Origin of the sequence: Streptomyces sp. NPDC087845 (assembly GCF_044742755.1) — a bacterium.
GTDB lineage: Bacteria > Actinomycetota > Actinomycetes > Streptomycetales > Streptomycetaceae > Streptomyces.
Genome location: NZ_JBIUVC010000005.1, coordinates 166,393 through 193,248, shown reverse-complemented (window position 1 = coordinate 193,248; position 26,856 = coordinate 166,393). Strand labels below are relative to the sequence as shown.

The 26,856-nt window shown below is 72.5% G+C and carries 23 protein-coding genes and 7 tRNA genes; 19 read left to right on the top strand and 11 right to left on the bottom strand.

Annotated elements, in window-relative coordinates; genetic code table 11:
- The first annotated feature begins 19 nt into the window (after positions 1-19).
- From cobT to ACIOMQ_RS15345, 3 genes are all read left to right on the top strand, one after another.
- Positions 20-3,442, top strand: a complete 3,423-nt coding sequence (gene cobT, locus ACIOMQ_RS15355; protein ID WP_402189177.1) for a nicotinate-nucleotide--dimethylbenzimidazole phosphoribosyltransferase — start codon at positions 20-22, stop codon at positions 3,440-3,442.
- Between the two features lie 246 nt (positions 3,443-3,688).
- Positions 3,689-4,951, top strand: a complete 1,263-nt coding sequence (gene cobA, locus ACIOMQ_RS15350) for a uroporphyrinogen-III C-methyltransferase (RefSeq protein WP_402189175.1) — start codon at positions 3,689-3,691, stop codon at positions 4,949-4,951.
- A gap of 100 nt (positions 4,952-5,051) precedes the next feature.
- A complete protein-coding gene (locus tag ACIOMQ_RS15345) occupies positions 5,052-5,870 on the top strand; it encodes an RNA methyltransferase (RefSeq protein WP_362205524.1) in 819 nt (272 codons plus the stop codon).
- Between the two features lie 4 nt (positions 5,871-5,874).
- On the opposite strand, the gene ACIOMQ_RS15340 is transcribed toward ACIOMQ_RS15345, so the two are convergent.
- Complete coding sequence (locus ACIOMQ_RS15340; protein ID WP_401755453.1) at positions 5,875-7,227, bottom strand: serine/threonine-protein kinase; 1,353 nt, start codon at positions 7,225-7,227, stop codon at positions 5,875-5,877.
- Between the two features lie 659 nt (positions 7,228-7,886).
- Between ACIOMQ_RS15340 and ACIOMQ_RS15335 the strand changes: the two genes are divergently transcribed.
- The 3 genes from ACIOMQ_RS15335 (at position 7,887) to ACIOMQ_RS15325 (ending at position 9,638) form a co-directional block, all read left to right on the top strand.
- Positions 7,887-8,096 carry a hypothetical protein gene (locus tag ACIOMQ_RS15335; protein WP_362205530.1) on the top strand — a complete coding sequence of 70 codons (210 nt, stop codon included), beginning with the start codon at positions 7,887-7,889 and terminating at the stop codon, positions 8,094-8,096.
- A 211-nt stretch (positions 8,097-8,307) separates the two neighbouring features.
- The gene (locus ACIOMQ_RS15330) at positions 8,308-9,261 is read left to right on the top strand and encodes a phosphotransferase family protein (RefSeq protein ID WP_401938680.1); all 954 of its coding nucleotides are present in this window, start codon (positions 8,308-8,310) and stop codon (positions 9,259-9,261) included.
- A 68-nt stretch (positions 9,262-9,329) separates the two neighbouring features.
- Positions 9,330-9,638 (top strand): zf-TFIIB domain-containing protein, encoded by a 309-nt coding sequence (locus ACIOMQ_RS15325; protein ID WP_362205536.1) that lies wholly within the window; start codon positions 9,330-9,332, stop codon positions 9,636-9,638.
- 132 nt (positions 9,639-9,770) lie between these two features.
- Here the strand turns inward: ACIOMQ_RS15325 and ACIOMQ_RS15320 are convergent.
- From ACIOMQ_RS15320 to ACIOMQ_RS15300, 5 genes are all read right to left on the bottom strand, one after another.
- Positions 9,771-9,845, bottom strand: a tRNA-Val gene (locus ACIOMQ_RS15320).
- A gap of 23 nt (positions 9,846-9,868) precedes the next feature.
- Positions 9,869-9,940: transfer RNA gene (locus ACIOMQ_RS15315), tRNA-Val, on the bottom strand.
- Between the two features lie 19 nt (positions 9,941-9,959).
- Positions 9,960-10,031: transfer RNA gene (locus tag ACIOMQ_RS15310), tRNA-Val, on the bottom strand.
- Between the two features lies 1 nt (position 10,032).
- Positions 10,033-10,106 (bottom strand) — tRNA-Cys (locus ACIOMQ_RS15305).
- Between the two features lie 37 nt (positions 10,107-10,143).
- A tRNA-Gly gene (locus ACIOMQ_RS15300) sits at positions 10,144-10,216 on the bottom strand.
- Between the two features lie 163 nt (positions 10,217-10,379).
- On the opposite strand from ACIOMQ_RS15300, the gene ACIOMQ_RS15295 reads away from it, so the two are divergent.
- The 3 genes from ACIOMQ_RS15295 to ACIOMQ_RS15285 all read left to right on the top strand — a co-directional run bounded on the left by ACIOMQ_RS15295 (position 10,380) and on the right by ACIOMQ_RS15285 (position 13,136).
- Positions 10,380-11,414: a chorismate-binding protein gene (locus ACIOMQ_RS15295; RefSeq protein WP_402189301.1), complete on the top strand. Its 1,035-nt coding sequence runs from the start codon at positions 10,380-10,382 to the stop codon at positions 11,412-11,414.
- Positions 11,414-12,235, top strand: a complete 822-nt coding sequence (locus ACIOMQ_RS15290; RefSeq protein ID WP_401267282.1) for an aminotransferase class IV — start codon at positions 11,414-11,416, stop codon at positions 12,233-12,235. The genes ACIOMQ_RS15295 and ACIOMQ_RS15290 overlap by 1 nt, the downstream gene beginning before the upstream one ends.
- Before the next feature lie 64 nt (positions 12,236-12,299).
- The gene (locus ACIOMQ_RS15285; protein WP_362205542.1) at positions 12,300-13,136 is read left to right on the top strand and encodes a GNAT family N-acetyltransferase; all 837 of its coding nucleotides are present in this window, start codon (positions 12,300-12,302) and stop codon (positions 13,134-13,136) included.
- Between the two features lie 17 nt (positions 13,137-13,153).
- On the opposite strand, the gene ACIOMQ_RS15280 is transcribed toward ACIOMQ_RS15285, so the two are convergent.
- Positions 13,154-13,669 carry a DsbA family protein gene (locus ACIOMQ_RS15280; RefSeq protein ID WP_362205545.1) on the bottom strand — a complete coding sequence of 172 codons (516 nt, stop codon included), beginning with the start codon at positions 13,667-13,669 and terminating at the stop codon, positions 13,154-13,156.
- Between the two features lie 203 nt (positions 13,670-13,872).
- Here ACIOMQ_RS15280 and ACIOMQ_RS15275 point away from each other — a divergent pair, with 203 nt between their 5' ends.
- The 3 genes from ACIOMQ_RS15275 (at position 13,873) to ACIOMQ_RS15265 (ending at position 16,094) form a co-directional block, all read left to right on the top strand.
- Positions 13,873-14,331: a hypothetical protein gene (locus ACIOMQ_RS15275; RefSeq protein WP_362205548.1), complete on the top strand. Its 459-nt coding sequence runs from the start codon at positions 13,873-13,875 to the stop codon at positions 14,329-14,331.
- A gap of 254 nt (positions 14,332-14,585) precedes the next feature.
- Positions 14,586-15,605, top strand: a complete 1,020-nt coding sequence (locus ACIOMQ_RS15270) for a LacI family DNA-binding transcriptional regulator (RefSeq protein ID WP_362205551.1) — start codon at positions 14,586-14,588, stop codon at positions 15,603-15,605.
- 333 nt (positions 15,606-15,938) lie between these two features.
- Positions 15,939-16,094: a hypothetical protein gene (locus ACIOMQ_RS15265; protein ID WP_266363071.1), complete on the top strand. Its 156-nt coding sequence runs from the start codon at positions 15,939-15,941 to the stop codon at positions 16,092-16,094.
- Positions 16,095-16,098: 4 nt separating this feature from the next.
- Here ACIOMQ_RS15265 and ACIOMQ_RS15260 read toward each other — a convergent pair whose 3' ends face one another.
- Both ACIOMQ_RS15260 and ACIOMQ_RS15255 read right to left on the bottom strand, forming a co-directional pair.
- Complete coding sequence (locus ACIOMQ_RS15260; RefSeq protein WP_362205556.1) at positions 16,099-16,686, bottom strand: CGNR zinc finger domain-containing protein; 588 nt, start codon at positions 16,684-16,686, stop codon at positions 16,099-16,101.
- A 358-nt stretch (positions 16,687-17,044) separates the two neighbouring features.
- Entirely contained in the window at positions 17,045-17,458 is a 414-nt protein-coding gene (locus tag ACIOMQ_RS15255; RefSeq protein ID WP_003959770.1) for an SsgA family sporulation/cell division regulator, read from the bottom strand.
- 190 nt (positions 17,459-17,648) lie between these two features.
- On the opposite strand from ACIOMQ_RS15255, the gene ACIOMQ_RS15250 reads away from it, so the two are divergent.
- Positions 17,649-18,140: a TIGR02611 family protein gene (locus ACIOMQ_RS15250; protein WP_362205559.1), complete on the top strand. Its 492-nt coding sequence runs from the start codon at positions 17,649-17,651 to the stop codon at positions 18,138-18,140.
- A gap of 54 nt (positions 18,141-18,194) precedes the next feature.
- Positions 18,195-18,266: transfer RNA gene (locus tag ACIOMQ_RS15245), tRNA-Val, on the top strand.
- Between the two features lie 411 nt (positions 18,267-18,677).
- Here the strand turns inward: ACIOMQ_RS15245 and ACIOMQ_RS15240 are convergent.
- Positions 18,678-21,233 (bottom strand): SCO7613 C-terminal domain-containing membrane protein, encoded by a 2,556-nt coding sequence (locus ACIOMQ_RS15240; protein WP_402189172.1) that lies wholly within the window; start codon positions 21,231-21,233, stop codon positions 18,678-18,680.
- An 83-nt stretch (positions 21,234-21,316) separates the two neighbouring features.
- Between ACIOMQ_RS15240 and ACIOMQ_RS15235 the strand changes: the two genes are divergently transcribed.
- Together ACIOMQ_RS15235 and ACIOMQ_RS15230 are read left to right on the top strand one after the other, a co-directional pair.
- Positions 21,317-21,763, top strand: coding sequence for an SRPBCC family protein (locus tag ACIOMQ_RS15235; protein WP_362205565.1), 447 nt, complete (start codon positions 21,317-21,319; stop codon positions 21,761-21,763).
- A 39-nt stretch (positions 21,764-21,802) separates the two neighbouring features.
- Positions 21,803-21,874 (top strand) — tRNA-Val (locus ACIOMQ_RS15230).
- Between the two features lie 97 nt (positions 21,875-21,971).
- On the opposite strand, the gene ACIOMQ_RS15225 is transcribed toward ACIOMQ_RS15230, so the two are convergent.
- Positions 21,972-22,697 carry a 3'-5' exonuclease gene (locus ACIOMQ_RS15225; RefSeq protein ID WP_401267270.1) on the bottom strand — a complete coding sequence of 242 codons (726 nt, stop codon included), beginning with the start codon at positions 22,695-22,697 and terminating at the stop codon, positions 21,972-21,974.
- Between the two features lie 206 nt (positions 22,698-22,903).
- On the opposite strand from ACIOMQ_RS15225, the gene ACIOMQ_RS15220 reads away from it, so the two are divergent.
- The 3 genes from ACIOMQ_RS15220 (at position 22,904) to thrS (ending at position 26,836) form a co-directional block, all read left to right on the top strand.
- Positions 22,904-23,470, top strand: coding sequence for a DUF4365 domain-containing protein (locus tag ACIOMQ_RS15220; protein WP_362205571.1), 567 nt, complete (start codon positions 22,904-22,906; stop codon positions 23,468-23,470).
- Positions 23,470-24,744, top strand: coding sequence for a hypothetical protein (locus ACIOMQ_RS15215; RefSeq protein WP_401938669.1), 1,275 nt, complete (start codon positions 23,470-23,472; stop codon positions 24,742-24,744). Before ACIOMQ_RS15220 ends, ACIOMQ_RS15215 begins: the two co-directional genes overlap by 1 nt.
- Before the next feature lie 115 nt (positions 24,745-24,859).
- Positions 24,860-26,836 (top strand): threonine--tRNA ligase, encoded by a 1,977-nt coding sequence (thrS, locus tag ACIOMQ_RS15210; RefSeq protein ID WP_401938667.1) that lies wholly within the window; start codon positions 24,860-24,862, stop codon positions 26,834-26,836.
- The last annotated feature ends 20 nt before the right edge of the window (positions 26,837-26,856 follow it).

The following is a 26,856-nucleotide window of genomic DNA, read 5'->3' as shown; positions in this document are numbered from 1 at the left end:
CGATGGGCGAGGGGTACGCATGACCGACACCGGCCAGATCCCGGGTGAGGGACTGCCGGAGAACGCAGGCATGGTGGAGCAGCCGGGCGTCGCCGCCCCGGATGCGTACACCTTCCTCGCTCCCTCCGCGCATGTGCCCGAGGACGACGACGTCCTGCTGATGCCGAGCCCCCAGGGCGCCTGGAGCGACCCGCAGACGGTACCGGCCCCCGGCCAGTACCCCGAGGGCGTCCCCGCACAGGCGGCACTGCCCGAACAGGGCCCCCACCAGGGCCGGGCCGCGGTACAGGCGGCCCACCCCCAGTCCGCCTTCGAGGCCCCCGGGCAGCCCCAGGGGTACGTGCAGGTACAGGTGCAGGAACCCGTCCAGGTACAGGTGCAGGAGTCCGTCCAGGTTGCGGACGTGTACGCGGCGCAGCAGCCGGCGGCCGGACCGCTGCCCGAGAGCGGCCAGGGGACGCACGAGTCCGGTGGCCGCGACTCCGGTTCGGTCGACCTGCGGGGCGTACGCATCCCCTCGCCCACCCCGGCCCCCGCTCCGGCGCCCCAGCCGCAGCCCCAGACCCAGACTCCGGTGCGCCGACCGCTGCATCGCGGTCCGGTCGTGGCCGACGGCGGGCCGTCCTACGGCGGATCGCCGACCGGCGGAGTGGTCCGTTCGCTGGCCGACCGGGGACCCGCGGACGCCCCCCAGACGCAGGTCCAGCCCCAGGCGCCCGCACGCCACGCGGGACCGCCCACCGTCGGGCCCGAGTACTTCGAGGCGCCGGGCGACGAGGCGGCCGTACTGCCGGGCCCGCAGCTCGGTGAGATCCTGCCGCAGGGCGGCAGCCCGTGGGCGGCCCAGGCACCCGAGCCGGTCGCCGCCCCGGTGGCGGCAGAAACGGTCGTTCCGGAGCCGGTCGCCGAGCCGGTCGCCGAGCCGGCGCCCGCGGCGCAGCCCGTGCAGGTCGCGCCGGTGCCGTCCGCGGAGGCCATGAGCGCTCCGGCGGCCGACGCGATGCCGACCGCTGCCGGGACCCCGGCCGAGGTTTCTTCCGAGGTTCCGGCCGAGGTTCCTTCCGAAGTCTCTTCCGGGGCAGGCGTCGAGGGCGCGGCAGAGGCCGAGCCCGAGTCCGAGTCCCGGCCCGAGGACGGGACAGGGATCGAGGCAGCGGCCGAGGCCGGCGCCGGGGCTCCCGCCGTGGAGACCGCCGCCGCCGTGCCGGAGGAGGCCGCGTCGGCGGAGGTCCAGGAACCCGTTCCCGCGGGTGGGTCCGTGCCCGTGGAGGGCCCGGTGCCGACCACACCGCACCTGGCACCGACGCCCGTCGTGGAGCAGGCCGCGGAGGCCGAACCCGAACCCGAGCGTGTGGCGATCGCCATGGAGCCGGTCCAGCCCGCTCAGCCCCGGACCGCCGAGGCCGCGGCGCCGGCCGAGACCGCCGAGACCGTAGCGCCCACCGAGGCGCCCGAGCCGGTCACCGCGCCGGCCCCCGCCCCCGAGGCGGTGCCCGAGCCCGAGCGGGGACCGGAGGTCATCGAGACCCCGGACAGCACGGCCCCCGCGGACAGCGCGGAAGCCGCGGTGACCGCGCAGGTGGAGTCCCCGCGGTCCGAGAGCCTGCCCCGGCCCGACGCCGAGGAGGCTCAGGCCCCCGAGGCCCCCGAGGCCCCCGAGGCCCCCGAGCCCCGGGCGGCCGAGCTCGAGGAGACCGGGGCCCCCGACACCCCGCCCGCTCCCGGCTACGACGACGCCGAGCGCGAGGCGGTGCTTCGTGTCATGCGCGAGCGCCGCGACATCCGCAACGGCTTCCGCAGCGACCCGATTCCGCACGAGGTCCTGCTCCGCGTCCTCGAAGCCGCGCACACGGCGCCCAGTGTCGGCCACTCGCAGCCCTGGGACTTCGTCGTCATCCGCTCGGCGGAGACCCGCCGTTCCATGCACGAACTGGCACAGCGGCAACGCGATGCCTACGCCAAGTCGCTTCCCAAGGGCCGGGCCAAGCAGTTCAAGGAACTGAAGATCGAGGCGATCCTCGACACCCCGGTCAACATCGTCGTCACCGCCGACCCCACCCGCGGCGGCCGCCACACCCTCGGCCGGCACACCCAGCCGCAGATGGCCCCGTACTCCTCGGCACTCGCCGTCGAGAACCTCTGGCTCGCCGCCCGCGCCGAGGGTCTCGGCGTCGGCTGGGTCAGCTTCTTCGACGAGCGCGAGATGGTCCGCGCCCTGGGCCTGCCCGAGCACCTCGAAGTCGTCGCGTACCTCTGTGTCGGTTACGTCGACGAGTTCCCCGAGGAGCCCGAGCTGATGCAGGCGGGCTGGTCCAAGCGCCGCCCGCTGTCGTGGGTCGTCCATGAGGAGACGTACGGCCGCCGCGCCCTGCCCGGCGAGGAACCGCACGACCTGCTCCAGGAGACCATCTCCAACATCCGCCCGCTGGACGCCAAGGCACTCGGCGAGGCGTGGGAGCGGCAGAAGCGGATGACGAAGCCCGCCGGTGCGCTCGGCATGCTGGAGATCATCTCCGCGCAGCTGTCGGGGCTCTCCCGGATGTGCCCGCCGCCGATCCCGGAGCCCGCAGCCGTCGCGATCTTCGCGGGTGACCACGGGGTGCACGCCCAGGGCGTCACCGCCTGGCCGCAGGAGGTCACCGGCCAGATGGTCGCCAACTTCCTCGGCGGCGGCGCGGTCTGCAACGCGTTCGCGGCCCAGGTCGGCGCCGAGGTCTGCGTGGTCGACGTCGGTGTGGCCATGGAACTGCCCGCGACGCCGGGGCTCCTTCCCCGCAAGGTGCGCGCCGGAACGGCCGACTTCACGACCGGCCCCGCGCTCACCCGCGAAGAGGTCCTCGCGGCCGTCGAGGTCGGTATCGAGACCGCCCGCGATCTGGTCGCGGCGGGCAACAAGGGGCTGCTCACCGGTGAGATGGGCATCGCCAACACCACCGCGTCGGCCGCTCTGATCTGCGTGTACACGGGCATGGACCCGGCGGAGGTGACCGGTCGCGGTACCGGCATCAACGACGAGATGCACGCCCGCAAGGTCGACGTGGTCCGCCGGGCCCTCGAACTCCACCAGCCCGACCCGGCCGACCCGATCGGTGTCCTGGCGGCGGTCGGCGGCCTCGAACACGCGGCGATGGCCGGTTTCCTGCTGGGCGGTGCCTCGCTCCGTACACCGGTCATCCTCGACGGCGTGAGCGCGGGCGCCGCGGCCCTGGTCGCCCGCGCGATCGCCCCCGAGGCCCTGGCCGCCTGCATCGCGGGCCACCGCAGCGCCGAGCCCGGTCACGTCGCCGCACTCAACAAGCTGGGCCTGCGCCCGCTGGTCGACCTCGACCTCCGCCTCGGCGAGGGCACGGGTGCGCTGCTGGCGCTGCCGATCGTGCAGAGCGCGGCGCGGGCGATACACGAGGTGGCCACGTTCGACTCCGCGGGCGTCACGGAGAAGTAGCGGGGCCGAGAACAAGCCCCGTCGGCGTTCGGGGCGCGGGGCCGGGGCGGAGCCCCGGTCCCGGGGAGGGGCGGGCGGGGGAGCAAGCCCGCCGCGGGGCCCCGGCCCCGCCCTCCCCTTGCATCCCGCCGCCCCCGCGCCCCACCCCGTATCGTGGACCCCGCCCACAAGCCCGCACGTCACAGCCGCTCCACCGCCGCAGCGGCCGCCGCACTCCGTCCCCCCGTACGAGGAGCCCGCACCGCCATGGCCGAGCACGCAGATCACGCCGATCACCCTGCGTACCCCGTCGGACTGCTTCTCGTTGGCCGCCGCGTCGTCGTGGTCGGCGGCGGCCAGGTCGCCCAGCGCCGCCTTCCCGCGCTCATCGCGGCGGGCGCCGACATCCTCCTCGTATCGCCGGCCGCGACCCCGTCCGTCGAGGCGATGGCCGACGCCGGCGAGATCCGCTGGGAGCGCCGCGCGTACGCCGACGGCGACCTGGCCGACGCCTGGTACGCGCTCATCGCGTCCGACGACACCGCGGCGAACGACGCCGCCTCCGCCGAGGCCGAGCGCACCCGCACCTGGTGCGTCCGCAGCGACGACGCCGACGCCGCCACGGCCTGGACCCCGGCCACCGGCCGCAGCGAAGGCGTGACCGTCGCCGTCCTCACCACCGACACCCACGACCGCGACCCGCGCCACTCCGCCGCCGTCCGCGACGCCATCGTGGAAGGACTGCGCGAGGGCACGCTCGCCGCGCCCCACCACCGCATGCGGACCCCCGGCGTCGCCCTGGTCGGCGGCGGTCCCGGGGACCCCGACCTGATCACGGTGCGCGGCCGCCGCCTCCTCGCCGAGGCCGACGTCGTCATCGCCGACCGCCTCGGCCCGCGCGACCTGCTCGACGAACTCCCGCCGCATGTCGAGGTGATCGACGCGGCGAAGATCCCGTACGGCCGCTCCATGGCCCAGGAGGCGATCAACCAGGCGCTCATCGAGCACGCCAAGGCGGGCAAGGCCGTCGTGCGGCTCAAGGGTGGCGACCCGTTCGTCTTCGGCCGGGGCATGGAGGAGGCCCGCGCGCTCGCCGCCGAAGGCATCGCCTGCACCGTCGTCCCCGGCATCTCCAGCTCGATCTCCGTGCCCGGCGCGGCCGGAATCCCCGTCACCCACCGCGGGGTGGCCCACGAGTTCACCGTCGTCAGCGGCCACGTCGCCCCCGACGACGCACGCTCGCTCGTCGACTGGCAGGCTCTCGCCAAGCTGCGCGGCACCCTCGTGCTCCTGATGGCCGTCGACAAGATCGCCGCCATCGCCCGCACCCTCATCGCCCACGGCAAGGCCCCCGAGACCCCGGTCGCCCTGGTCCAGGAGGGAACCACGGCGGCTCAGCGCCGGGTCGACGCGACGCTCGCGACCGTTGCCGAAAGGGCCGTCGCCGAAGACGTACGCCCTCCGGCCGTCATCGTCATCGGCGACGTCGTCGCCGTCGGTACGGGCCCCGCACCGCTGCCCGCCGCATAGCCGGCACGAGCACCGCCCGCACCCCCGCCGAGTAACCAGCGGTAACAGATCTTCTCCCAAGCCGTTGGCACCACACACCGGACAAGGCAGTATCAAACCCGTGGCTGACCTCATCACCGTCGACGACCCCGACGACCCCCGCTTGCGCGACTACACCGGACTGACCGATGTCGAACTCCGGCGCAGGCGAGAGCCCGCCGAGGGGCTCTTCATCGCCGAGGGCGAAAAGGTGATCAGACGTGCCAGGCACGCCGGGTACGAGATGCGGTCGATGCTGCTCTCGGCGAAGTGGGTCGATCTGATGCGCGATGTCATCGACGAGGTCCCCGCCCCGGTGTACGCGGTCAGCCCCGAGCTCGCCGAGCGGGTCACCGGATACCACGTCCACCGCGGCGCTCTCGCCTCGATGCAGCGCAAACCGCTGCCGACGGCCGACGAACTGCTGGCGACGACCCGCCGGGTGGTCGTCATGGAGGCCGTCAACGACCACACCAACATCGGAGCGATCTTCCGCAGCGCCGCCGCCCTGGGCATGGACGCGGTGCTGCTCTCGCCGGACTGCGCCGATCCGCTCTACCGGCGTTCGGTCAAGGTCTCGATGGGCGCGGTCTTCTCCGTCCCCTACGCCCGCCTCGACACCTGGCCCAAGGCCCTGGAGACCGTACGGGAAGCGGGCTTCGAACTCCTCGCGCTGACCCCGGACGAAAAGGCCAGCAGCATCGACGAGGCGGCACCGCACCGGATGGACAAGGTGGCGCTGATGCTCGGCGCCGAGGGCGACGGACTCTCCACCCAGGCCCTGGTCGCCGCCGACGAATGGGTGCGCATCCCGATGGCGCACGGCGTCGATTCGCTGAACGTGGGAGCCGCCGCCGCGGTCGCGTTCTACGCCGTGGCCTCGGGCCGCCCGCAGAGCTGACCGGCTACCGGAGCCCCTGAACCCGGGCCCGCACCTCGCCCCGGCTCTGCGCCTGCTCCTGGCTCTGCGGCTGGACCTGGGGCCGGTCGGTGCCCAGCCCGCGGGCCGGCCCCTGGCAGCCCTGAGCCGCCGCGATGCCCAGTGCCACCAGCAGCGTCACCACGACGAAGACGACGAGCCGCTGGCGCAGCAGCCTCGGGTTGGCGGGACGCCGCCCCGTCGAGGTCTTGCGGACCCCGGAGCGCGTGCCCGGCCGGCCGTTCGTCCCGTTCGTGCCCTGCGGGCGCTTGCCGGACCGTGTCGTGCTGCGCGGCGGCTGATGCGGCTGCGGGCGCGAACCACCGGTACGCGGCGACCCGGCCCGCGACGACGTGGCCTGCCGACCGCTCTGCGGTTGTTTCTGCTTCTGCCGACGGGGCGGCGGAGGCGCCGTACGCCGGGTCTGCTGCTCGGTGTACGGGCCGTCGATACGGCCGGTCGGCCGGTCCAGCTCCTGCGCCGAACGCTGGACGGGCGGACGGCTCTCGTGCAGTCCCTGCGCCTCCCGTGCCGCGATCTCCTTGAGCCGCATGGAGAGTTGAAGCGTGCTCGGCCGCTCCTCGGGGTCCTTCGCCAGACAGGCGCTCACGAGCGGCGCCAGCGCGTCGTGCACGTCGTACAGCTGCGGTTCCTCGTGCACCACCCGGTACAGCATCACCTCGGAACTGCCGTGTCCGAAAGGCGAGTCGGCCATCGCGGCGTACGCCAGCGTGGCACCGAGCGAGAACACGTCCGTCGCGGGCGTCACCGCCGCGCCGCGTACTTGCTCGGGAGCCAGGAATCCCGGCGAACCCACCGCCGTACCGACATGGGTGAGGGTGGACGCCCCGGTCGCCCAGGCGATCCCGAAGTCGATGATCCGGGGGCCCTTGGGGGAGAGGAGGATGTTCGACGGCTTCAGGTCGCGGTGGACGACACCGGCCTCGTGCACCGCCACCAGCCCCTCGGAGAGCGCCGCCCCGATCGAGGCCACCTCGGCCGCCGACAGCGGGCCCTCCTCGGCCACCTTGTCGTGCAGCGAGGGCCCCGGGACGTACTGCGTGGCGAACCACGGGCGGTCCGCCTCCAGATCGGCGGCCACCAGGCGCGCCGTACAGCCGCCGCGGATCCGCCGGGCGGCGGACACCTCGCGCGCGAACCGCGAGCGGAACTCCTGGTCCTCCGCCAGATCCGGCCGGATCACCTTCAGCGCCACCCGCTGGCCCCGCCGGTCCGAACCGAGGTAGACGACACCCATGCCGCCCGCTCCGAGCCGCCGGTGCAGCCTGAACGAGCCGACGACACGCGGGTCCTCGCGCCGGAGCCGCATCATCGCCATGTCTGCCCATCCCCGCTGCCTGGTACGCCTGACGAGGCACAGCTTACGTACCCGGCGCCCGGGGCGCTCAGAGGCCGCGCCCTCGCCCGCGGATCGATTGTCGGTGCGTGGCACGGCCCATGACGGGAAGTGGGGCGAGGGCCGGTCGGGCCCCGAACGCCGTCCGGTTCTCAATGCGGTTGCGGTGACGAGGGGTTGGCGCTCGCAGGGCCGCGGCACCGGCGAGTGCGGCGGGGCACGGCGACCCGGCGGGTACGGGCCCGCACCGGCCGGGACGACACCGCACCGGCCCGTTGCCGGGAACCGGGGCGTGGGCGAGTGAGTGAAGTCACGGTCATGGTCATGGTCCGACCCGCAGACGGCCTCGTCCGAGCCCCGCGTCCGGGCCGCCGCCGCATTCGTCCGCCCGCCGGATCCGCAATGCTCCGGGTAGCCCCCGGGGCACCCCTCCGGGATGACCCGGAATGCAGGCGCCCGATCTCCACCCAGGGGAGTACACCGGCTACCCACGGCTCATCCTCCGGGAGGCCCGGCATTCGGTACGAGGGCATGACGTCGTACGCCCTCGGCGTCCCTAATGTTGAGGTCAAGCGGCGGGTGCAGTACTCGTCCCCCGAGGTCACACGCCCGCCGCCCCACATACGGTCAGGAGAGGAACCATGGCGGACACGGCAACGCGGACCATGACCCGCACGCGGGGACGCAGGGTCCATGCCGCGTTCGGCGGCCGCCCGTCGTCCGGTACGCGCCACCCGCTGGTGGCGACGGCGATGGTTCTTCCTCTGGCGGCCCTGCTCACAGTCGTCTTCGGCGGCTGGGACGCGGTGGTCACACAGGCGTCGTCCGTGGGCGTGATGCTGGGGCGCTGAGCGGCGCCCCGGGTCCGGAAGAGCGGTCCGGACCGGGACATCCGGCCAACAACCCCGTGGGGACGGGGGTGCGGCGGACGGCAGCGTTTGTCCGGTCAGCTGGGGAGCTGACCGGACATCGCGCTGTCCGGGCCCTTTGTGCGGCGCGCGTACGCTCATCGACGGGACCGGAGCGGACCGGCCCCGCCCGCACCCGCCACCGGGGGAGACCGTGACCACCGCAGTCGTACGCGCGCTCGGCGCTCTCGCCCACCGGGCCGCCCATACCCGACCCGAGGCCGACTGCGCCTGCCCGCCACCGGCCGTGCTCGCGGACCGCGCGGACGGCACGGTGGTCCGCAGCGGCCCCGTCGTCGCCAAGGTTCACGCGCCCGGTACGGACACCGCCGACCTGCTGAGCCGCCTGACCCTCGCGAACGACCCCCGCCTGACCGGCATCCTGCTCGCCCCGCTGGGCACCCGCGCCTCCACGCTCCACGGCCGCCCGGTCACCCTGTGGCCCCACGGCCGGCCCGTCGACCCCGGCGACCCCGACGCCGCCCCCTGGGAAGAGGCCGCCGCCCTGCTCGCCGGACTGCACCGGACCCCGCCCTCCCTCGCCCTCCCGCCCATGCGGGGACCCGCCAAGGCCGCGCTCGCCGTTGCGCGGATGCGCGCCGCCCGCCCCGCCGACCCGGCCACCGCCCCCGTACTCGAAGCCTGGCACCGCCTGCCCGGCTGGGCCCGCGGCGAGGCCGCCGCACCATCGCACCGATCCGGCTTCCTCTGCCACGGCGATCTGCACCTCGGCCAACTCGTCCGCCACCCCGCGCCGCACGGCCCCTGGCTGCTCATCGACATCGACGACACCGGTCTCGGTGACCCCGCCTGGGACCTCGCCCGCCCCGCGGCGTGGTACGCGGCCGGACTGCTGCCCCCCGGCGTCTGGCTCCGCTTCCTGGACACCTACCGGGCGGCGGGCGGACCCGCCGTACCGGCCGAGGGCGACCCCTGGCCCGAACTGGACGTCCCGGCCCGTGCCCTGACCGTTCAGACCGCGGCACTCGCCCTCGCCAAGTCCGCGGCGGAGGGCCGGACTCCGGATGAGGTGGAACAGACCATGATCGATGCCTGTGCCCGAATTGCCTCTCTCCCGCCCGAGTTGGCCGCCGAACACTCGTCGTAGGCTGAACCGACCGCCGCCGGGCATGCATTCCGGCGGCGGCGACCCGACGGCGAGGAGTGAGCCGAACCATGCAGTGTCCCAAGTGCCACGCACAGATGCAGACGTACAACCGCAATGGCATACAGATCGAGCAGTGCAGCGGCTGCCGGGGGATCTTCCTCGACTACGGCGAGCTGGAGTCCCTGACCCGCATCGAGGCCCAGTGGACGCAGCAGGCCCCACCCGCCCCGCCCGCCCCGCCGCAGGCATACCCGCCCGCCCCGCAGGCCTATCCGGCCGCCCCTGCGCCTGCCTGGGGCGCCCCGCAGCACCACGGTGGCCACCACGGCGGTCACTACCGGCACAAGAGCTTCGGCCACATGCTCTTCTCCTCCTGAGCGAAGGCGCTGCGGGCACGGACGGAAAGCGTCCGGCGGGAGGTGTCCGGGCCCGCAGCGCGCCGACGCACGGGCCGCCGCTCACCGCGGAAACGACGAAGCCCCGGTCGTCGAGACGACTGGGGCTTGTGCTGGTGCGCGATACTGGGATTGAACCAGTGACCTCTTCCGTGTCAGGGAAGCGCTCTCCCGCTGAGCTAATCGCGCAGGGTTAACCTGCGTGTACTGCGTGCGCGATACTGGGATTGAACCAGTGACCTCTTCCGTGTCAGGGAAGCGCTCTCCCGCTGAGCTAATCGCGCGGGGATCCTTGTGGATCAGTGGACGATACTGGGATTGAACCAGTGACCTCTTCCGTGTCAGGGAAGCGCTCTCCCGCTGAGCTAATCGTCCTTGGAGGTGGAGACGGGATTTGAACCCGTGTAGACGGCTTTGCAGGCCGTTGCCTCGCCTCTCGGCCACTCCACCAGGAGTGGGGGTTCGGGAAGATCCCCCACTTTCTGCGAGCGGACGACCAGGTTCGAACTGGCGACCTCAACCTTGGCAAGGTTGCGCTCTACCAACTGAGCTACGTCCGCTTGTCTTTCCCGGTCCGCTTGCGCGTCCCGGCGACGTGTTGAACTCTAGCGGATTCCCGGGCCAGTACAAAAACGCGTTTGTGCAGCGTGCTGAGGTGCGTTCGTCCCGGCGCAGGTCATCACGCACCGTCCTAGACTCAACGGCGTGCACGCCCTCGCCCCAATGGCCCGCTTCGGCGGCCTCGTCGCGTCCGATCTGCAGGACGTGACCAGTGATCCCACCGCCCTCGACTCGTCCGGCTTCTGGGCCGTGTCCGCCGATTTCGAGGGACGACTCGTCTGCGCGCGCTTCGGCACGGTACGTACGGAAGCGGTGCCCGCCCCGGTCCGCGGCGCCTGGCGCGGGCCCGGGGCCGGTGACTGGAGCTCGTCCCTGGACCGTGCCGCCTACACCGCGGGTGTGCGGCGGATCCGCGAGCACATCGCGGCGGGCGAGGTCTACCAGGCCAACCTCTGCCGGGTGATGACCGCGGCACTGCCCGACCCGGCCGCCTCGGACGTGGACGCGCTGACCGCCCTGCTGGCGCGCGGCAACCCGGCTCCCTACGCGGGAACGATCCGGCTGCCCGCGCACGGTGTGGAGATCGCCACCGCCTCCCCCGAGCTCTTCCTGAGGCGGGACGGCCGGACCGTCGAGTCGGGACCGATCAAGGGCACCGGGCGGACCGAGGGCGATCTGCTGGAGAAGGACCACGCCGAGAACGTGATGATCGTCGACCTGGTCCGCAACGACCTCGGCCGGGTCTGCGCCACCGGATCGGTCACGGTCCCCGACCTCTGCGTGGTGGAGAAGCACCCCGGCCTCGTCCACCTCGTCTCCACCGTGCGCGGGGAGCTCGCCGAGGGCACCGGCTGGCCCGAACTCCTCGACGCAGCGTTTCCGCCCGGCTCCGTCACCGGCGCGCCCAAGTCCAGCGCCCTCGGAATCATCGAGGCCCTGGAGACCGCGCCGCGCGGGCCCTACTGCGGCGGCATCGGCTGGGTCGACGCCGACCGCCGCACCGCCGCCCTGGCCGTCGGCATACGGACGTTCTGGATCGACCGGACCGGCGCCGCCCCGGCCCTCCGCTTCGGCACCGGGGCCGGTATCACCTGGGGCTCGGACCCGGAGCGCGAATGGGACGAGACCGAACTGAAGGCCGCCCGGCTGCTCGCTGTAGCGTCGGGCGCTCACGAAGAGACTGGAAGGACCGCGTGATGAGGATTTGGGTCAACGGCGGACTGCGGGACGCCGACGACGCCCGGGTGTCCGTACTCGACCACGGGCTCACCGTGGGGGACGGCATCTTCGAGACGGTCAAGACCGTCGGCGGCAGGCCCTTCGCCCTCACCCGCCACCTCGACCGGCTGACCCGCTCGGCCCGCGGCCTCGGCCTCCCCGACCCCGACCTCGACGAGGTGCGCCGCGCCTGCGCCGCCGTCGTCGACGCCAATCCGACGGCGCTCGGCCGGCTGCGCATCACCTACACCGGAGGACTCTCCCCGCTCGGCTCGGACCGCGGCCACGCCGGCCCCGGCCTCGTCGTCGCCCTCGGGGAGGCGGGGCGCCGCCCCGACACGACCGCCGTGATCACGGTCCCCTGGACGCGCAACGAACGCGGCGCGCTCGCCGGGCTCAAGACGACCTCGTACGCCGAGAACGTCGTCGCCCTCGCCCGCGCCCACGGGCACGGCGCGTCCGAGGCGCTCTTCGCCAACACGGTCGGACGGCTCTGCGAAGGCACCGGGTCCAATGTCTTCGTCGTGCTCGACGGGCAGCTGCACACCCCGCCGGTCGCTTCCGGCTGCCTCGCCGGGATCACCCGCGCGCTGGCCGTGGAGTGGACGGGGGCTCAGGAGACCGACCTGCCGTTCGACGTCCTGGAGCGGGCCGAGGAGATCTTCCTGACCTCCACCCTGCGTGATGTGCAGGCCGTCCACCGGGTGGACGACCGGGAGCTGCCCGGCGGGCCCGGGCCGGTGACCCTCAAGGCCATGCGGATCTTCGACGAGCGGGCCGGGAACGACCTCGACCCGTAGAACCCGTGCCTCGAACCCGTAAAAACGGGTGACGCGGCGGGGCTCACCGGATAGAACGTCTCCGATGACCACGACCCTCCGGCCGACCGGGCCGATCCAGCAAGGCGCCGACGGCGTGAAGAACCGTGCGTACGACGTGTGCGACAACGGGCGGCCCGTCGGCGCAGTCGAGATCGGCACGGATCCGGGTTTCGGCGCACAGGCGGGTGTGCTCCGCTCCCTGCGCATCGACGAAACCCGACGCAGGCGCGGTCGCGGCACCATCGCGGTGCTTGCGGCCGAGGAGGTGCTGCGCGGATGGGGCTGCACCCAGGTGACAGCGGCGGTCCGGGCGGACGAGACGGCGGCGCAGGGGCTGGCCACGGCGCTGGGCTATGCCGAGCGCAGCCGGAACATGGTCAAACAACTGCCGCAGGCTCCGCCCGGTCTGCCGGACGGTGTCGTGGGCCGCCCGATGACCGACGACGAGTTCACGCACTGGGAGCGCGACGCGATCACCGCGTACGCGCAGACCTGGATCGCCCGTGGCGTTCCCGCCGAGCAGGCCATGAGGAAGGCCGAGACGAGCCACGCCCTGAATCTGCCGGACGGCCTCGCCACCGAGGGGGCGCATCTGCACGTCCTCGTCCACGAGGGCGAGGACGTGGGCCATGTCTGGGTGGCGCGATTCGAGATGCACCCGGGAATGCTGGTGGGGTACGTGTTCGACGTCGAGGTGCGCGAGGAGTTCCGGGGACGGGGATACGGCCGCGCGTTGATGCTCCAGGCCGAACGCATCGCGCTGGAGGCGGGCGACGACCGGATCGGTCTGCATGTCCTCGCCTCCAACACGCCGGCCCTGCGGCTGTACGAGTCGCTCGGCTACCGGACGACTCTGTACAGCCTGGCCAAGACGCTCTAGTGCCGTGACCGGCGGGCTCAGCCCTGCTTGGCGAGCAGCCGGTCGACGATCTCCTCGATGCGTGCGCGCAGCCCGTCCTGGCTCCTGCCGCCGTCCAGCCGCTCGTCGCCGATCACGTACGTCGGCGTGCCGGTGACCCCGATCGCCTTGCCCTCGGCCTGGTCGGCGTCGACGATCAGCAGGTGGCGTCCGTCGATCAGGGCGGTGTCCATCTCCTCGGCGTCCAGGCCGAGTTCCCGCGCAACCTCGATCAGCAGCGGTTCGCCGGTGCGGCCGAGGTCGTCGGTGCGGGCCAGAACCGCCTCGGTGTACGGCCAGCCCTTGCCCTGGACGGCCGCCTCCTCGGCGGCCTGCGCGGCGGCATAGGCGTGCTTGTGCTTCTCCAGCGGGAAGTGCCGCAGCCGCACCTCCAACCGGTCGCCGTACCTGGCCCGCAGGGCGTGCACATCGGTGAGGGCCTGATGACAGTCGGGGCACTGGAGCTCGCACCAGAGGTCGAGGACGACCGGCGCCGCGGGGGTGGAATCGCTCATGCGGCCAGTCTCCCAGGGTCCGGGCGAGCGTCCCAATCCGCGTCGGGCCCGACCCGGCTCCGCGCGGCCGGAGTGCTTCGGAATCGGCACCTGGGGAGGATCCCGGCCCTGAAATGTCCCTGATGTGGTCCGGGATCATGGCCGCCCGGGTGGTGGGCGGTGCAGGATGGAAGGGACGTTTCCCCTTGCGCATGGAGGCCCCGATGCTTGCCGAGACCATTTGCTCCGCGGTGTCCGCGGCGGGCTTGGGCATCGCCGCCGTCACCGCGTACCGGAAGCGCTTCCTCGCGGCGGCCCGGATCGCCGCCTACTCCCTGGTCCCGATCGGCCTGGTCCTGACCGGGATCGTGGACTGGGTCGCCGGAATCGCCTTCAAGCCGAGCGTCTGGCTCGGCTTCGGGGTGCTCGCCGTGGCCTGGCTGCTGTTCATGACCACACGGGCGGTCGAACGCCGAGGCGTCGGTACCCGTCAGGAGCGCAAGGCCGCCGCACGGGCGGCGCGGGACGGGGCCGTCGCCCCGGCGGCCTCGGCACCCTCCCTGGGGTCCGGGCTCCCGGCGACCCGGGCGCAGGCCCCGAGGGCGAAGGCGAAGGATCAGTCCGCGTCGCCCGGTGAGGACTTCAGTGACATCGAGGCCATCCTGAAGAAGCACGGCATCTGACCCGCGCCCCCGCCCCCTCCCGGCGGGGGCGCGCTGTTCCAGACGGGAGTGAATCGATTCATGCAGCGCCTTGACGGTGTTGCGGGAGGGAGCTAGCGTCCCGAGCGGTTTGAAACAATTCATTCCGATCATTCCGAGGGCGGGCGGCCCCGGGGCAGCCGGCCCGCAACGGCCGGGCGGCTCGCGGGCACGCCCGTACGTCGGGGCGGCGCCGTGGACGGGTGCGGCCGAGGGCATTCAGTGGGGCAGGGCAAGTGGCGCGCGTGGCAGGGATCAAGGATGTGGCCCGGCAGGCCGGAGTCTCCGTGGGCACCGTGTCCAATGTGATCAACCGGCCACAGGCGGTGCTGCCGGAGACCCGCGCCCGGGTGCTGGCCGCCATCGAGGAGCTCGGGTACGTGCGCAGCGAGTCGGCCCGCCAGCTCAGGGCGGGCCGCAGCCGGATCATGGCACTGCTCGTCCTGGACATGGGCAACCCGTTCTTCGTCGACGTGGCCCGTGGCGCCGAGCGCGCCGCCCGTGAGGCCGGTCTCGGCGTCATGGTCTGCAACAGCGACCAGAGTCCGACGGAGGAGGCCGAGTACCTCGGGCTCTTCGCCGAGCAGCGGGTGTGCGGCGTCCTGGTCACCCCGGCCGACGCGACCGGCCGCAATCTGGAGGCCTTCCGCCGTCACCGGATCCCGTTCGTGCTGGTGGACCGGGTGGCGTCCGGCGCGGGGACCTGCGCGGTCTCCGTCGACGACGTCCGTGGTGGTGCGCTCGCCGTCGGTCACCTGGTCTCGGCCGGGCACCGCTCGGTGGCGTACGTCAGCGGGCCCGGTGACCTCCACCAGATCAGGGACCGGCGCGAGGGTGCCCTGGCAGCCCTCGCCGGCGCCGGACTGCCGCCGGAGGCCCTCGTCGAGATCCCCTCCGGCCGTCTGGACGTGGCGGCGGGGCGCGACGCGGGGGCCAGGCTGCTCGGGCTTGTGCCCCGGCCGACCGCGGTGTTCTGCGCCAACGACCTGCTCGCCCTCGGTGTGCTGCAGGCGCTGTACGCGGCGGGTGTGCGGGTGCCGCACGACATCGCCATCGTCGGCTACGACGACATCGAGTTCGCCGCCGCCGCTGCCGTACCGCTGACCTCGGTCCGTCAGCCCGCGGCCGTGATGGGCCGGATGGCCGCGGAACTCCTCCTGGAGGAGGCGGACGACGAGGACGGTACCCACGAGCACCGCGGCGTGGTGCTCCAGCCGGAACTCGTGGTGCGCGCCTCCAGCGCGGCACCGCGCTGAGGGCGCGGGCCTGCCCGCTCCGCTTTCCTCGCGCCGCTCCCGGCCCAACTCCCTTGCCGGTGCGCGGATTCCGGCGAAGGGGGCGGCTCCGAGGTCCCCGGCGGTGCGCCGCGCGTTGCCCGACCCGCATCCGGCGGTCCCGAACTCAAGGTCAGGGCTGTGCTGTTGTGATGCGACGGGGTCAACGACGTTCCCTTCAGGGGCTGTCGTACCGAAAATCTGACGACCGATCGGACACCGGAGCGAATCGCGCCCCGGGGACGGGTGAACTCCCGGCGAAACAAGGCATCTTGATCGCCAACGGGGCCCGGTCTGAGTCATGATCGTCCCGAGATGGTGGACACCTCCCGGGGCGATGCCCCCGCAAGCCCTGCCGAAGAGCCGCGCGGTTGCCTCTTCGCGCTTTCCCAGCCCCCTTTGATGATCTTCCTCGCGGTGATCGGCAGTCTTCTGCTGATGGCCGCGGTGCATGATCTCTTCATGCTGTGAGCGGTCAGCCGGCCGCTTCCTTGCGGCGTGCCCGGTACGCGGCCACATGCAGACGGTTGCCGCAGGTGCGGCTTGAGCAGTAGCGGCGGGAGCGGTTGCGGGAGAGGTCGACGAAGGCGTGCCGGCAGTCCGGCGCCTCGCAGCGACGCAGCCGTTCCTGCTCGCCCGCCACCACGATGAACGCCAGCGCCATGCCGCAGTCGGCCGCGAGATGGTCGGCGATCGAGGCGTCCGGAGCGAAGTAGTGCACATGCCAGTCGTAGCCGTCGTGGTTGCTGAGCTGCGGTGTGGTGCCGGCGGCGGCGACGAGGGCGTTGACGAGCGAGGCGGCGGTCACGGCGTCGTCCGTCGCGAAGATCTCGGCGAAGCGCGTCCGTACGTCCCGTACGGCGCGCAGGTCCTTCTCGTGCAGCTCGCCCACCCCGCTGATGCGATGGCGGCGCGTGAAGTCGTACAGCGCTTCGATGCCGACGAGGCCGTCGGCCGGCCCGGCCCCGGGCAGCCCGCTCGCCGGCGGTTCGCTCTCCGGCGCCGTGTTCAGCAGATCGACCACCGTGTCGAGGGCGATCCTGGTGTCGTGGGGGATCAGCACGCTTCCGCTCCCTGGCCTCCGGCGGGCGGGTGCCCGCCGATCCGATGGCGGCTGACTCTACTGGCTCGGTGCCGCCGCACAGAGGCCCGAGAGGGCCCATGAGGGGTGCGGGGAGCGCTTACCGGCCACCCATGGGCATCCCTGGCCGGTGGCCGCCTGCCGGGGCGGTCGGCGGGCGTCCGGGCCGGCGGCTGCGCACCGGTGCGCGGAGCGGGTGCGTGCCGGTACGGGGAGTACACGCGCCGACGCCGTCACCACGGTGGATTCCGTGAGGACGGCGTCGGTGTCAGCCCTATGAGGTTGTCCGCGCGGCGCCGTCTCCCCGAGTCGGACGGCGCCGTGCAGCTCTCGGCCTGGCTCAGCTCTCGGCCAGGATGTGTGAGAGCTCCGTGTCGAGGTCGAAGTGGCGATGCTCGGTGCCCGGAGGAACCGCGGCGTCGGTCCGCTTCAGGAACGACTCCAGGGCCCTCGCCGGGGCTTCGAGCAGGGCTTCGCCCTCTGGGGAGCTCAGTGCGATGCAGACGACGCCCTGGCCGTGACTACGGGATGGCCAGACGCGGACGTCTCCGGTGCCGGTGGGCCGGTGCAGCCCCTCGGCAAGGAGGTCACGGGCGAAAACCCATTCGACCGTTTCCTCCGCTCCGGTATGGAAGGTGGCGTGCACGGCATAAGGATCGGCCGTGTCATACCGCAGGCCCGCGGGTACAGGCAGTGAGGACTCGCTCGACACAACGAGGCGCAGGTGCAGCTCGCAGCTGACCGTGGTGTTCATAAGCGCCAGGGCCTTTCGCTCAGTGTGCGCTCGGGGATTCGCACGTCGGCGAAATCGACATGCCACCTACGGTGGCGTTGTAAACCCCTCTGACCTTTTTGTGTCCCTTCAGGTAGCTCGTACGGCGGTGTGTAACTTTCGGTTATACGGCCATTCCGGTGACGAAGAGCGTTCCGGTAAGTTGGCTCCCATGAGCGCGGACAGTGACGAGCGGGCCGGGAGCGCCGTACCGGCGAAACCGGTATCCGCCACGGGGGATGTGACCCAGGGCGTGACGGGAGACGTCACGGAGGGTGTGACGAAGGAGGACCGGGAGCTCGGCTCCCGCGCGCCCGGGTTCATCAGGGCGTCGCGGACGCTGCACCTGAGCTGGCAGGTCGGGGTCTTCGTGATCGGCCTCGCGGTGGTCGTGGCGGGGATCATCATGCTGCCGCTGCCCGGCCCCGGCTGGCTGGTGATCTTCGGCGGCATGGCGATCTGGGCGACCGAGTTCGTCTGGGCGCAGCTGGTGCTGCGCTGGACGCGGCGGAAGGTCACCGAGGCCGCCCAGCGGGCGCTCGATCCCAAGGTCCGGCGGCGCAACATCATCCTCACCGTGATCGGTCTGGTGATCATCGCGGTGCTCATGGGGATCTACGTCTGGAAGTTCGGCATCACCATGCCGTGGAAGATCCACGAGTGACCGGGGGATGGTCACGGGGCGCCGCTGACATGCGGTAATGTTTGGCCTGCGCCCGGGCGATTAGCTCAGTGGGAGAGCGCTTCGTTCACACCGAAGAGGTCACTGGTTCGAACCCAGTATCGCCCACCCCGGGACAGAGGGCCCGTGAGACCGCAGAGTCTCACGGGCCCTCTGCGTTTCCCGCTCGGGACGGGTGCTGCTCCCCGTACGGCCGCTGGAAGCGGGCCACGCTCATCGGCAGGACGCTCGCGCTTTTCGGGAAGAGGTGACCGAAGCGCCGCGATCACGACGGACTTCCAGGGCCACGGGAATTCCTGGAAGGAGTTCAACACCCAAGCCCCTGCGGGCAATGCACCCGATGTCTCCCGGAACTCCGTCGCATTCCCGCGCGAGTACGACGACGGACGCAAGGGTGCTGTTCGATCTCAATTCCCGGGTGAAGGACGGAAATCCCGGCAAGGAGAACCCCGCCCCCGCCGGAGACCGCATGCCGGCCCGGGACTCCGAGGACGTCCCGGGCCGGCATGCGGCACCCCGTCAGCGCATCCGGCCCAGGGCGTCCTTCAGGCGCCGCGCGTCGCGCAGCCGCTGTTCGTACGTCGCTCCGACCACCAGCAGCAGCACCCCGGCCAGCGCGGGCGGCAGCCAGCGCGGCAGCGCGCCGACGACCTGCACCACGTACGGCGCGAGTTCGTGCAGGGCGTCCAGCGCCAGCACCGCACCACCGAGCAGCAGCAGAGCCTGCAGCCGCAGCCGCGCGCCCGCGAGGGTGATCGCCAGCGCCGCGGCGCCGAGCAGCAGCGGCCGTACCCAGTGCGGATCGGCCCACGCCGCGAAGAGACTCGGCACCAGGGTCGCCGCGAGACCCGCCCCGTAGGCCGTCCAGGACGACGCCTCCCGATCACGGCGCCGGCGCAGCATCCCGACCGCCAGGGCGGGCACCGTCACCGGCAGGGTGTACGCCTCCGGGGTGGACGCCCCCGAAGCCGACAGCCGCAGCCAGGCCGCCAGGACGAACAGCGCCGTCGCCAGATACCCGGCCACCGGCCGGCGCTCGGGCCGTACGGCCGTACCGGCCGCCAGCACCCCGCACAGCGCCAGCACCAACGCCAGGAACGGCCGGTCCGGGACCGCCATGCCCACCGCCACGACACCCGCCACCGCCCCGGTCAGCTCGACCGGCAGAGCCGACGGGCGGCCCCGCAGCCGCGCCCCGAGCAGCACCGTCACCGCAGGGACGACCAGCACGACCGGTGCCGCCCGATACCCGGCCAGTCCCCACGACGCCCCCGCCGCACGGGCCAGCACCAGCCCGCACACCACCGCACCGCACGCGGGCACCGCCTGCACGGTCCGCAGCACCCCTGCCGCGCGCGCCGCCTGAACGGTTGGCAGCGGCGGCAAGGACCGAGCCGCCGACACGGCGGCGCCTCCGAGCACCACCGCAGCCGCCCCGAACACCACCAGCAACACCGTGAACACCGCATACGTGGCGGCCTGAGTGGCGAGCGACAGCATCCCCACGCTCACCGCACCGACCAGACCGCACGCCAGCGCGGTCGGCCCCACCCCGTCCGTCCCCCGGCGCAAGCCCCGCACTGCCACCGCGAACACCCCGGCGACCAGCGCCGCGTGCGCCGACACAGCAGCCGCGTACGACAGCCCCAGCACCGCGGGCAACGCGGTGAACCCCGCCCAGCCGAGCACCACCGCGACGGCCCCCGCCGCACCCCGCCACGCCGCACCCGGCACCAGCACCGGCCCGGCCACCCGTACCAACCGTTCCCACGACCGGTACGCCGCCCCCGACAGGGCGGCCACCGCCAACAGCACCACCGGGGCCGAAGCCATGGCGGACCAAGTCGGACCCTCCACGCCCAGCGCGCCCCGGACGCCACCGTCCGGCTCACCCGACCACACCCGGACCAGCTGCGACACCGCCCCCGTCAGCGACAGACCGACGGGCGGCACCGCGGCCAGCACCGCCCCCGCCACCACCGCCGACGAAGCCCACACCAGCCCCTGTCCGACCCGGCGCGGCAGCGGAGCCCGCACCGCCGCCAACAGCACCACACCGCACAGCAGATACAGCGGCACCGACCAGCTCCCGGTCACCCCGGCAGCCAGCACTCCGCCCACGGCGGCCACTCCGCCGAGCCCGGCCACCACACCGCCGGCCACCGCGAGCCCCTCGGGCGCACGCCACGCCCCGGACACGGCGACCGCCGCACCCACGAGCAGCAGCGCACCCGGCGCCGCCGCGGCCGCCGCCGCGTCGGCGGACACCGACTGCCCCAGAGCCACCAGCAGTCCCAGCAGACCCGTCGCCCAGCAGCAGACGCAGGCCGTCACCCGTACCGCGACGCCCTTGCCCCGCACCGCGATCGCACAGTCCAGCGCAGCCGTCACCAGCAGGGCCCAGCCGAACGCCATGGCCCCCGCACCCGCCGACCACGCCCACAGCACCAGCGGCAGCTGCGCGGTCACCACCGCCAGCGGCAACGGCAGCCGAAGCCGGTCGAGCAGCAGCCCGTACGCACCCCAGAGCACGGCCAGCACCGCCGAGGCGACCGCGGCGAAACCGGGACCGCCGGCCTCCGGCACCGCCACCCGGTGCAGCGCGTACGCGTCCAGCACCATCAGCACCGACGCCAGGGCGGCGAGCGCCTCGGCCGTCGAGGGCAGCCCGCGCCGCACCAGCACGGCGGGAGCGGAGAGCGCGGCGACCGTCACCACCCCGAGCACCGCCGAGCGGCCACCGATGCCCATGTGACCCCAGCTGACCAGGGTGAACGCGATCGCGGCGATCGTCAGCAGCAGACCGCCCAGGGTGAGCAGCACGTTCTGCGCGCTGCGCGGCCCGGCAGGCGGCGCGGGAGGCCCGAACGGCGCCGTGAACGGGGACTGCGGCCGGACCGGCGCCGGCGGGGCGAACGGGGGTGCGGGCGGCACGGCGGGGCGCGCGACGGGCTGCGCCAGCACGCTCACCAGCCAGGCACGGCGAACCAGCAGCTGGGACCGGTGGGCGTCCAACCGGGCCAGCTCGCGATCGAGGAGCGCCAATTCCTCGGCGGGCGGCGGCACATGTTCCATGACCGGGAGTGTGGCGCGAGCCACCGGATCGGACATGCGCTCGGATACTCAGTTCCCCGGCTGAGTACGCGCAGACTGGGGCCATGGACTGGAGTCACTACCGCTTTGTGAGTATCTGGGACCTGCCGGGGCCGCCCGACACCGTCTACGGGATCCTCGAACGCGCCGACGACTACCCCCGATGGTGGCCGCAGGTCCGCGAGGTCACCACGGTCGACGGCACCACCGGCACCACGCGCATCCGCTCCCTCCTCCCGTACGACCTCGTCATGACCGTCCGCGAACGCCGCCGCGACCCCGGGGCCCGGATCCTCGAAGCGGCCCTCGGGGGTGATCTCGTCGGCTGGGCCCGGTGGACGGTCATCGCACACGGCACCGGCAGCCGTGCCACGTACGAGCAGGAGGTCGAGGTGAACAGGCGGTTGATGCGACTCCTCGCGGTGCCCGGACGGGCCGTGTTCCGGGCCAACCACGCCCTGATGATGCGCGCCGGACGCCGGGGCCTCGCGGCCTGGCTGGAAGGAGTTTGAACCGGACCCGCCGAGCCCTGTATGGTTCAACCCGTTCCCGGGCGATTAGCTCAGTGGGAGAGCGCTTCGTTCACACCGAAGAGGTCACTGGTTCGAACCCAGTATCGCCCACCCGGGAGAGGCCGGTCCGTCAGCAGAATCGACGGACCGGCTTCTGCGTGTCCGGGCACGGGGGCCGTGCCGGTGTCCATCGGCCCCGCCCGTCCGGTCATGCCGCGGCGGGAACTTCCGGGCGCAGCGGCCACGCGGGATCCACCGCTTCCACGGTGCCGTTCTTCGCGAACCACGCCTGGAGACCGCGTGCCTGTGCCGCATGCCACACGGCCTGCAAGGTGTGCAGTTCCGGCGGGGTCAGCCGCTCCAGACGGGAGGAGAACCGCCGCCCCACCGCCCGTACCAGCTCCAGCGAGGCCGCCGCGTCGGCCGCCGCGTCATGCGCGCCGTCCAGCGCCACCCCGTACAGCTCGCAGAGATCGGTGAGGGTCCGCCGCCCTTTGCGGTAGCGGTCGAGATGCTTGTCGAGCACGCGCGGATCCAGCACGCACAGCGGTGCGTTCTGCAGGTACCCGGCGAGCGACGACGCGCGGTGGCGCCTCAACTCCCGGTCCAGCAACGTCAGATCGAACGGCGCGTTCATCACGACGAGCGGCCGGCCGGCTGCGCACTGCTCGGTGAGCGCGCGGGCTATCTCCTCCACCACCGGCGCCGGCCAGCGGCCGTTGCGCTGAAGGTGATCGTCGGTCAGACCGTGGATCTCGGTCGCCCCCGCGGGTACCGGAACCCCCGGATTCACCAGCCAGCGGGTGACCCGCAACCGCCCGCCCGCCGTGTCCTGGACGACCAGGGCGGCCGAAACGATCCGGTCCTCCTCGACGTCCACTCCCGTTGTCTCCGTGTCAAAAGCGGCCAGTGGCCCTTCGTACCAGTGAGTCATCCCCGAACTCCTTGCGCCCGAACGGCAGATGGTGTGATTCCCCTGCCCGGTCCGGTGATACCCGCACCCTTTGCCTGATACGCCGTTTGCGCGCTGTTCCGTGCGGTGACAACACAGATGACGGGAAAGGAAGTTGTCCGTCGTTCCTCTCCCGGCATCCCTCCGTCGAAGAACCGATCGGCACAGCCCGGAAGGCACACGCAGCCATGGCGCTCGCGCAGCCAGACCCGAGCGGGCTGCTGTCCCAGCGGATCGCACCGCTGCGCGGCACACTCGCCACCACCGCCTGCATGGAGACGCTCCAGGTGGGTTACCTGCACGCCGTCGCGGCCGCGGCGGGGTGCTCCCTGTCGCAGCCCTTCCCCGACAACGGCATCGACTGGCACGTCAGCCACGGCGCCCCCGGCCACACCGTGGACGACGAAGTGACCATAAAGGTGCAGCTCAAATGCACCTACCAGCTTCCGCCCCGCCCGCCGGGGCCGACGTTCTCCTTCACACTCGACAACGCCCACCTCGTGAAGCTCGCCCGGACCCCCGTGTCGGTGCACAAGATCCTGGTGGTGATGATCGTGCCGCGCAGCCAGGACGACTGGCTGCGCGCCGGACACGACCGTCTCGATCTGCGGCACTGCTGCTACTGGACCAACCTGGCCGGCCACGCGGTCACCGGACGGCACAGGACCACCGTGCGGATCCCGACGTCGCGCATCTTCGACGACCGGGCGCTCTGCGAGATCATGACCCGCGTAGGGGCGGGAGGGAGGCCCTGATGCACCGGCCGATGGACGAGTCCGCCGACGAAGCGATCCCCTCAGCCACCCGCCCGCGCCCCAGCGAATCCGCGGAACCGTGGACGACGGCCCCCCGGCCGCCCGGAGACATCCCCGACCCCGCTCGGGTCGACCCCGCGGTCCTCGGCGTCCTGCTCGACCGGCACGGCTGGCGCCGCCGCGGCGGCGTGGCCGGACGGTACAGCCGCTGGACCCCGCCGGGACCACCGGCCCCGCCCGGCGGCGGTACGAGCCTCCTCGTCCCGGACACCACCGGCTTCCCCGACAGCGAGGACCTCCTCGGCGAGGCGCTGACCGCCCTCGCCCGCAGCGCCGCACCCTCCGCCCGCGAAGTCCTCGTCTCCCTCGCCGTCCCCAGCGACGAGATCCGCTGGTGGCGCGAGGTCCCCGAACCGGTCGCGGGAGCGGCCGGGGCGGCCGGCTGGACGGGCGCGGAGCGCCTGCACGGCGCCGCCCGGCAGATCCTGCTCGCCGGCGCCCTCGCCGTACGGGAACGCACCGGCTACCACGGCGCACGCCACCGTCGCAGGGCCCGAGCGGCCCTCGACGGCATCCTCGTCGGGCCCGCACCCGGCGGCCGCGATCTCACCGCGTTCGTCCCCGTCGAACCGGGCCGAGCCCTCACCGTACGGCTCCACCACGCCCTGCACGCCACTCGCGACGCCGTGGACTACCAGCGGGCCACCGGCGGCCTCGAAGCCTTCGACAGCGCTGTCGAGGCAGGCGTCAGCCGGGAGCTCACCGAGGCACTCATCGCCCTGGTCCGGGGTTCGGAAGGGGCCGGGATCGCCCTGGAATGGGCGCCTGCCGCCGGGGCCCCCGAGGGCTGCCCGGCCCGCCCCGAGCCGGTGGAATTCTCCCCGGGCGACCTGCCCGCCCTGCGCCGGGCAGGAGCCCGGTACCTCCGGGACGAGCCCGCCGTGACGGTACGGATCACCGGCGCCGTCGAACGGCTGCGGCGCTCGGGTCCGCGCGGCGCCGGGATCGTACGGCTGCGGGTGCTGGCCGGCGCCGAGGTGCCGCACGTACGGCTGGAGCTGGACGAGGAGGCGTACCGGATCGCCGGCCACGCCCACCTGGTGGGGCTGCCGATCAGGGTGGAGGGCAGGCTGGAGAGCCGCGGCGGCTTCCGGCGGCTGACCCGGACCGCGCAGGTGGTGCCCGTGCAGGTGGACGAGGCGGAGCGGGACCGGCTGATGAAGTCGCTCCAGGAGAACGTCGACCAGTTCGAGGAGGCGTGCACGGGCGAGTAGCGGGGCGGAGGCCGCCGGGACCCGGCCTTTTCGCTAAGGGGGGCGTCGGCTCGGTACGATTCCCATTGTGCCCACCACAGGAATGTGGGTGCGCCCCCTGAGTCAGGAGAGACCGGTGTCAGACGTCCGTGTGATCATCCAACGCGATTCCGAGCGGGAAGAGCGCGTGGTGACGACGGGCACTACGGCAGCCGAGCTCTTCCCCGGCGAGCGCACCGTCGTCGCCGCCCGGGTCGCCGGTGAGCTGAAGGACCTCGCGTACGTCGTCGCCGACGGCGAGGTCGTCGAGCCCGTCGAGATCTCCTCCGAGGACGGCCTGAACATCCTGCGGCACTCCACCGCGCACGTGATGGCGCAGGCCGTGCAGCAGCTCTTCCCCGAGGCCAAGCTGGGCATCGGTCCGCCGGTCAAGGACGGCTTCTACTACGACTTCGACGTCGAGAAGCCGTTCACTCCCGAGGACCTCAAGGCCATCGAGAAGAAGATGCAGGAGATCCAGAAGCGGGGGCAGAGGTTCTCCCGCCGGGTCGTGACGGACGAGGCCGCCCGCGAGGAGCTGGCCGACGAGCCGTACAAGCTGGAGCTCATCGGCATCAAGGGCTCCGCGTCCACGGACGACGGCGCGGACGTCGAGGTGGGCGGCGGCGAGCTGACCATCTACGACAACCTCGACCCGAAGACCGGCGACCTGTGCTGGAAGGACCTCTGCCGGGGCCCGCACCTGCCGACCACCCGGTTCATCCCGGCGTTCAAGCTGATGCGCAACGCCGCGGCGTACTGGCGGGGCAGCGAGAAGAACCCGATGCTCCAGCGCATCTACGGCACCGCCTGGCCCACCAAGGACGAGCTGAAGGCACACCTGGAGTTCCTGGAGGAGGCCGCCAAGCGCGACCACCGCAAGCTCGGCAACGAGCTGGACCTCTTCTCCTTCCCGGACGAGATCGGCCCCGGTCTCGCGGTCTTCCACCCCAAGGGCGGCATCATCCGCCGCGCCATGGAGGACTACTCGCGCCGGCGCCACGAGGAGGAGGGCTACGAGTTCGTCTACTCTCCGCACGCCACCAAGGGCAAGCTCTTCGAGAAGTCCGGCCACCTGGACTGGTACGCCGACGGCATGTACCCGCCCATGCAGCTCGACGACGGGGTGGACTACTACCTCAAGCCGATGAACTGCCCGATGCACAACCTGATCTTCGATGCGCGCGGGCGTTCGTACCGTGAACTGCCGCTGCGGCTCTTCGAGTTCGGCACGGTGTACCGGTACGAGAAGTCCGGCGTCGTGCACGGTCTGACCCGCTCGCGCGGCTTCACGCAGGACGACGCGCACATCTACTGCACCAAGGAGCAGATGGCGGAGGAGCTCGACCGGACGCTCACCTTCGTCCTGAACCTGCTCCGCGACTACGGTCTGACCGACTTCTACCTGGAGCTCTCCACCAAGGACCCGGAGAAGTTCGTCGGCTCCGACGAGATCTGGGAAGAGGCCACCGAGACGCTGCGCCAGGTCGCCGAGAAGCAGGGGCTGCCGCTGGTCCCGGACCCGGGCGGCGCCGCGTTCTACGGCCCGAAGATCTCGGTGCAGTGCAAGGACGCCATCGGCCGCACCTGGCAGATGTCGACCGTGCAGCTCGACTTCAACCTCCCGGAGCGCTTCGACCTGGAGTACACCGGCCCGGACGGCACCAAGCAGCGCCCGGTCATGATCCACCGTGCCCTGTTCGGCTCCATCGAGCGCTTCTTCGCGGTGCTCCTGGAGCACTACGCGGGTGCGTTCCCGGTGTGGCTGGCCCCGGTCCAGGCGGTCGGCATCCCGATCGGCGACGCGCACATCCCGTACCTCCAGGAGTTCGCGGCCAAGGCCCGGAAGAAGGGGCTGCGGGTCGAGGTCGACGCCTCGTCCGACCGGATGCAGAAGAAGATCCGGAACCAGCAGAAGGCCAAGGTGCCCTTCATGATCATCGCGGGCGACGAGGACATGGCCAACGGCGCCGTCTCCTTCCGCTACCGCGACGGCTCGCAGGAGAACGGCATCCCCGTCGAGGACGCCCTCGCCAAGATCCAGAAGGCCGTCGAGGAACGCGTCCAGGTCTGACGCGCACGGAGTGGGGCCCC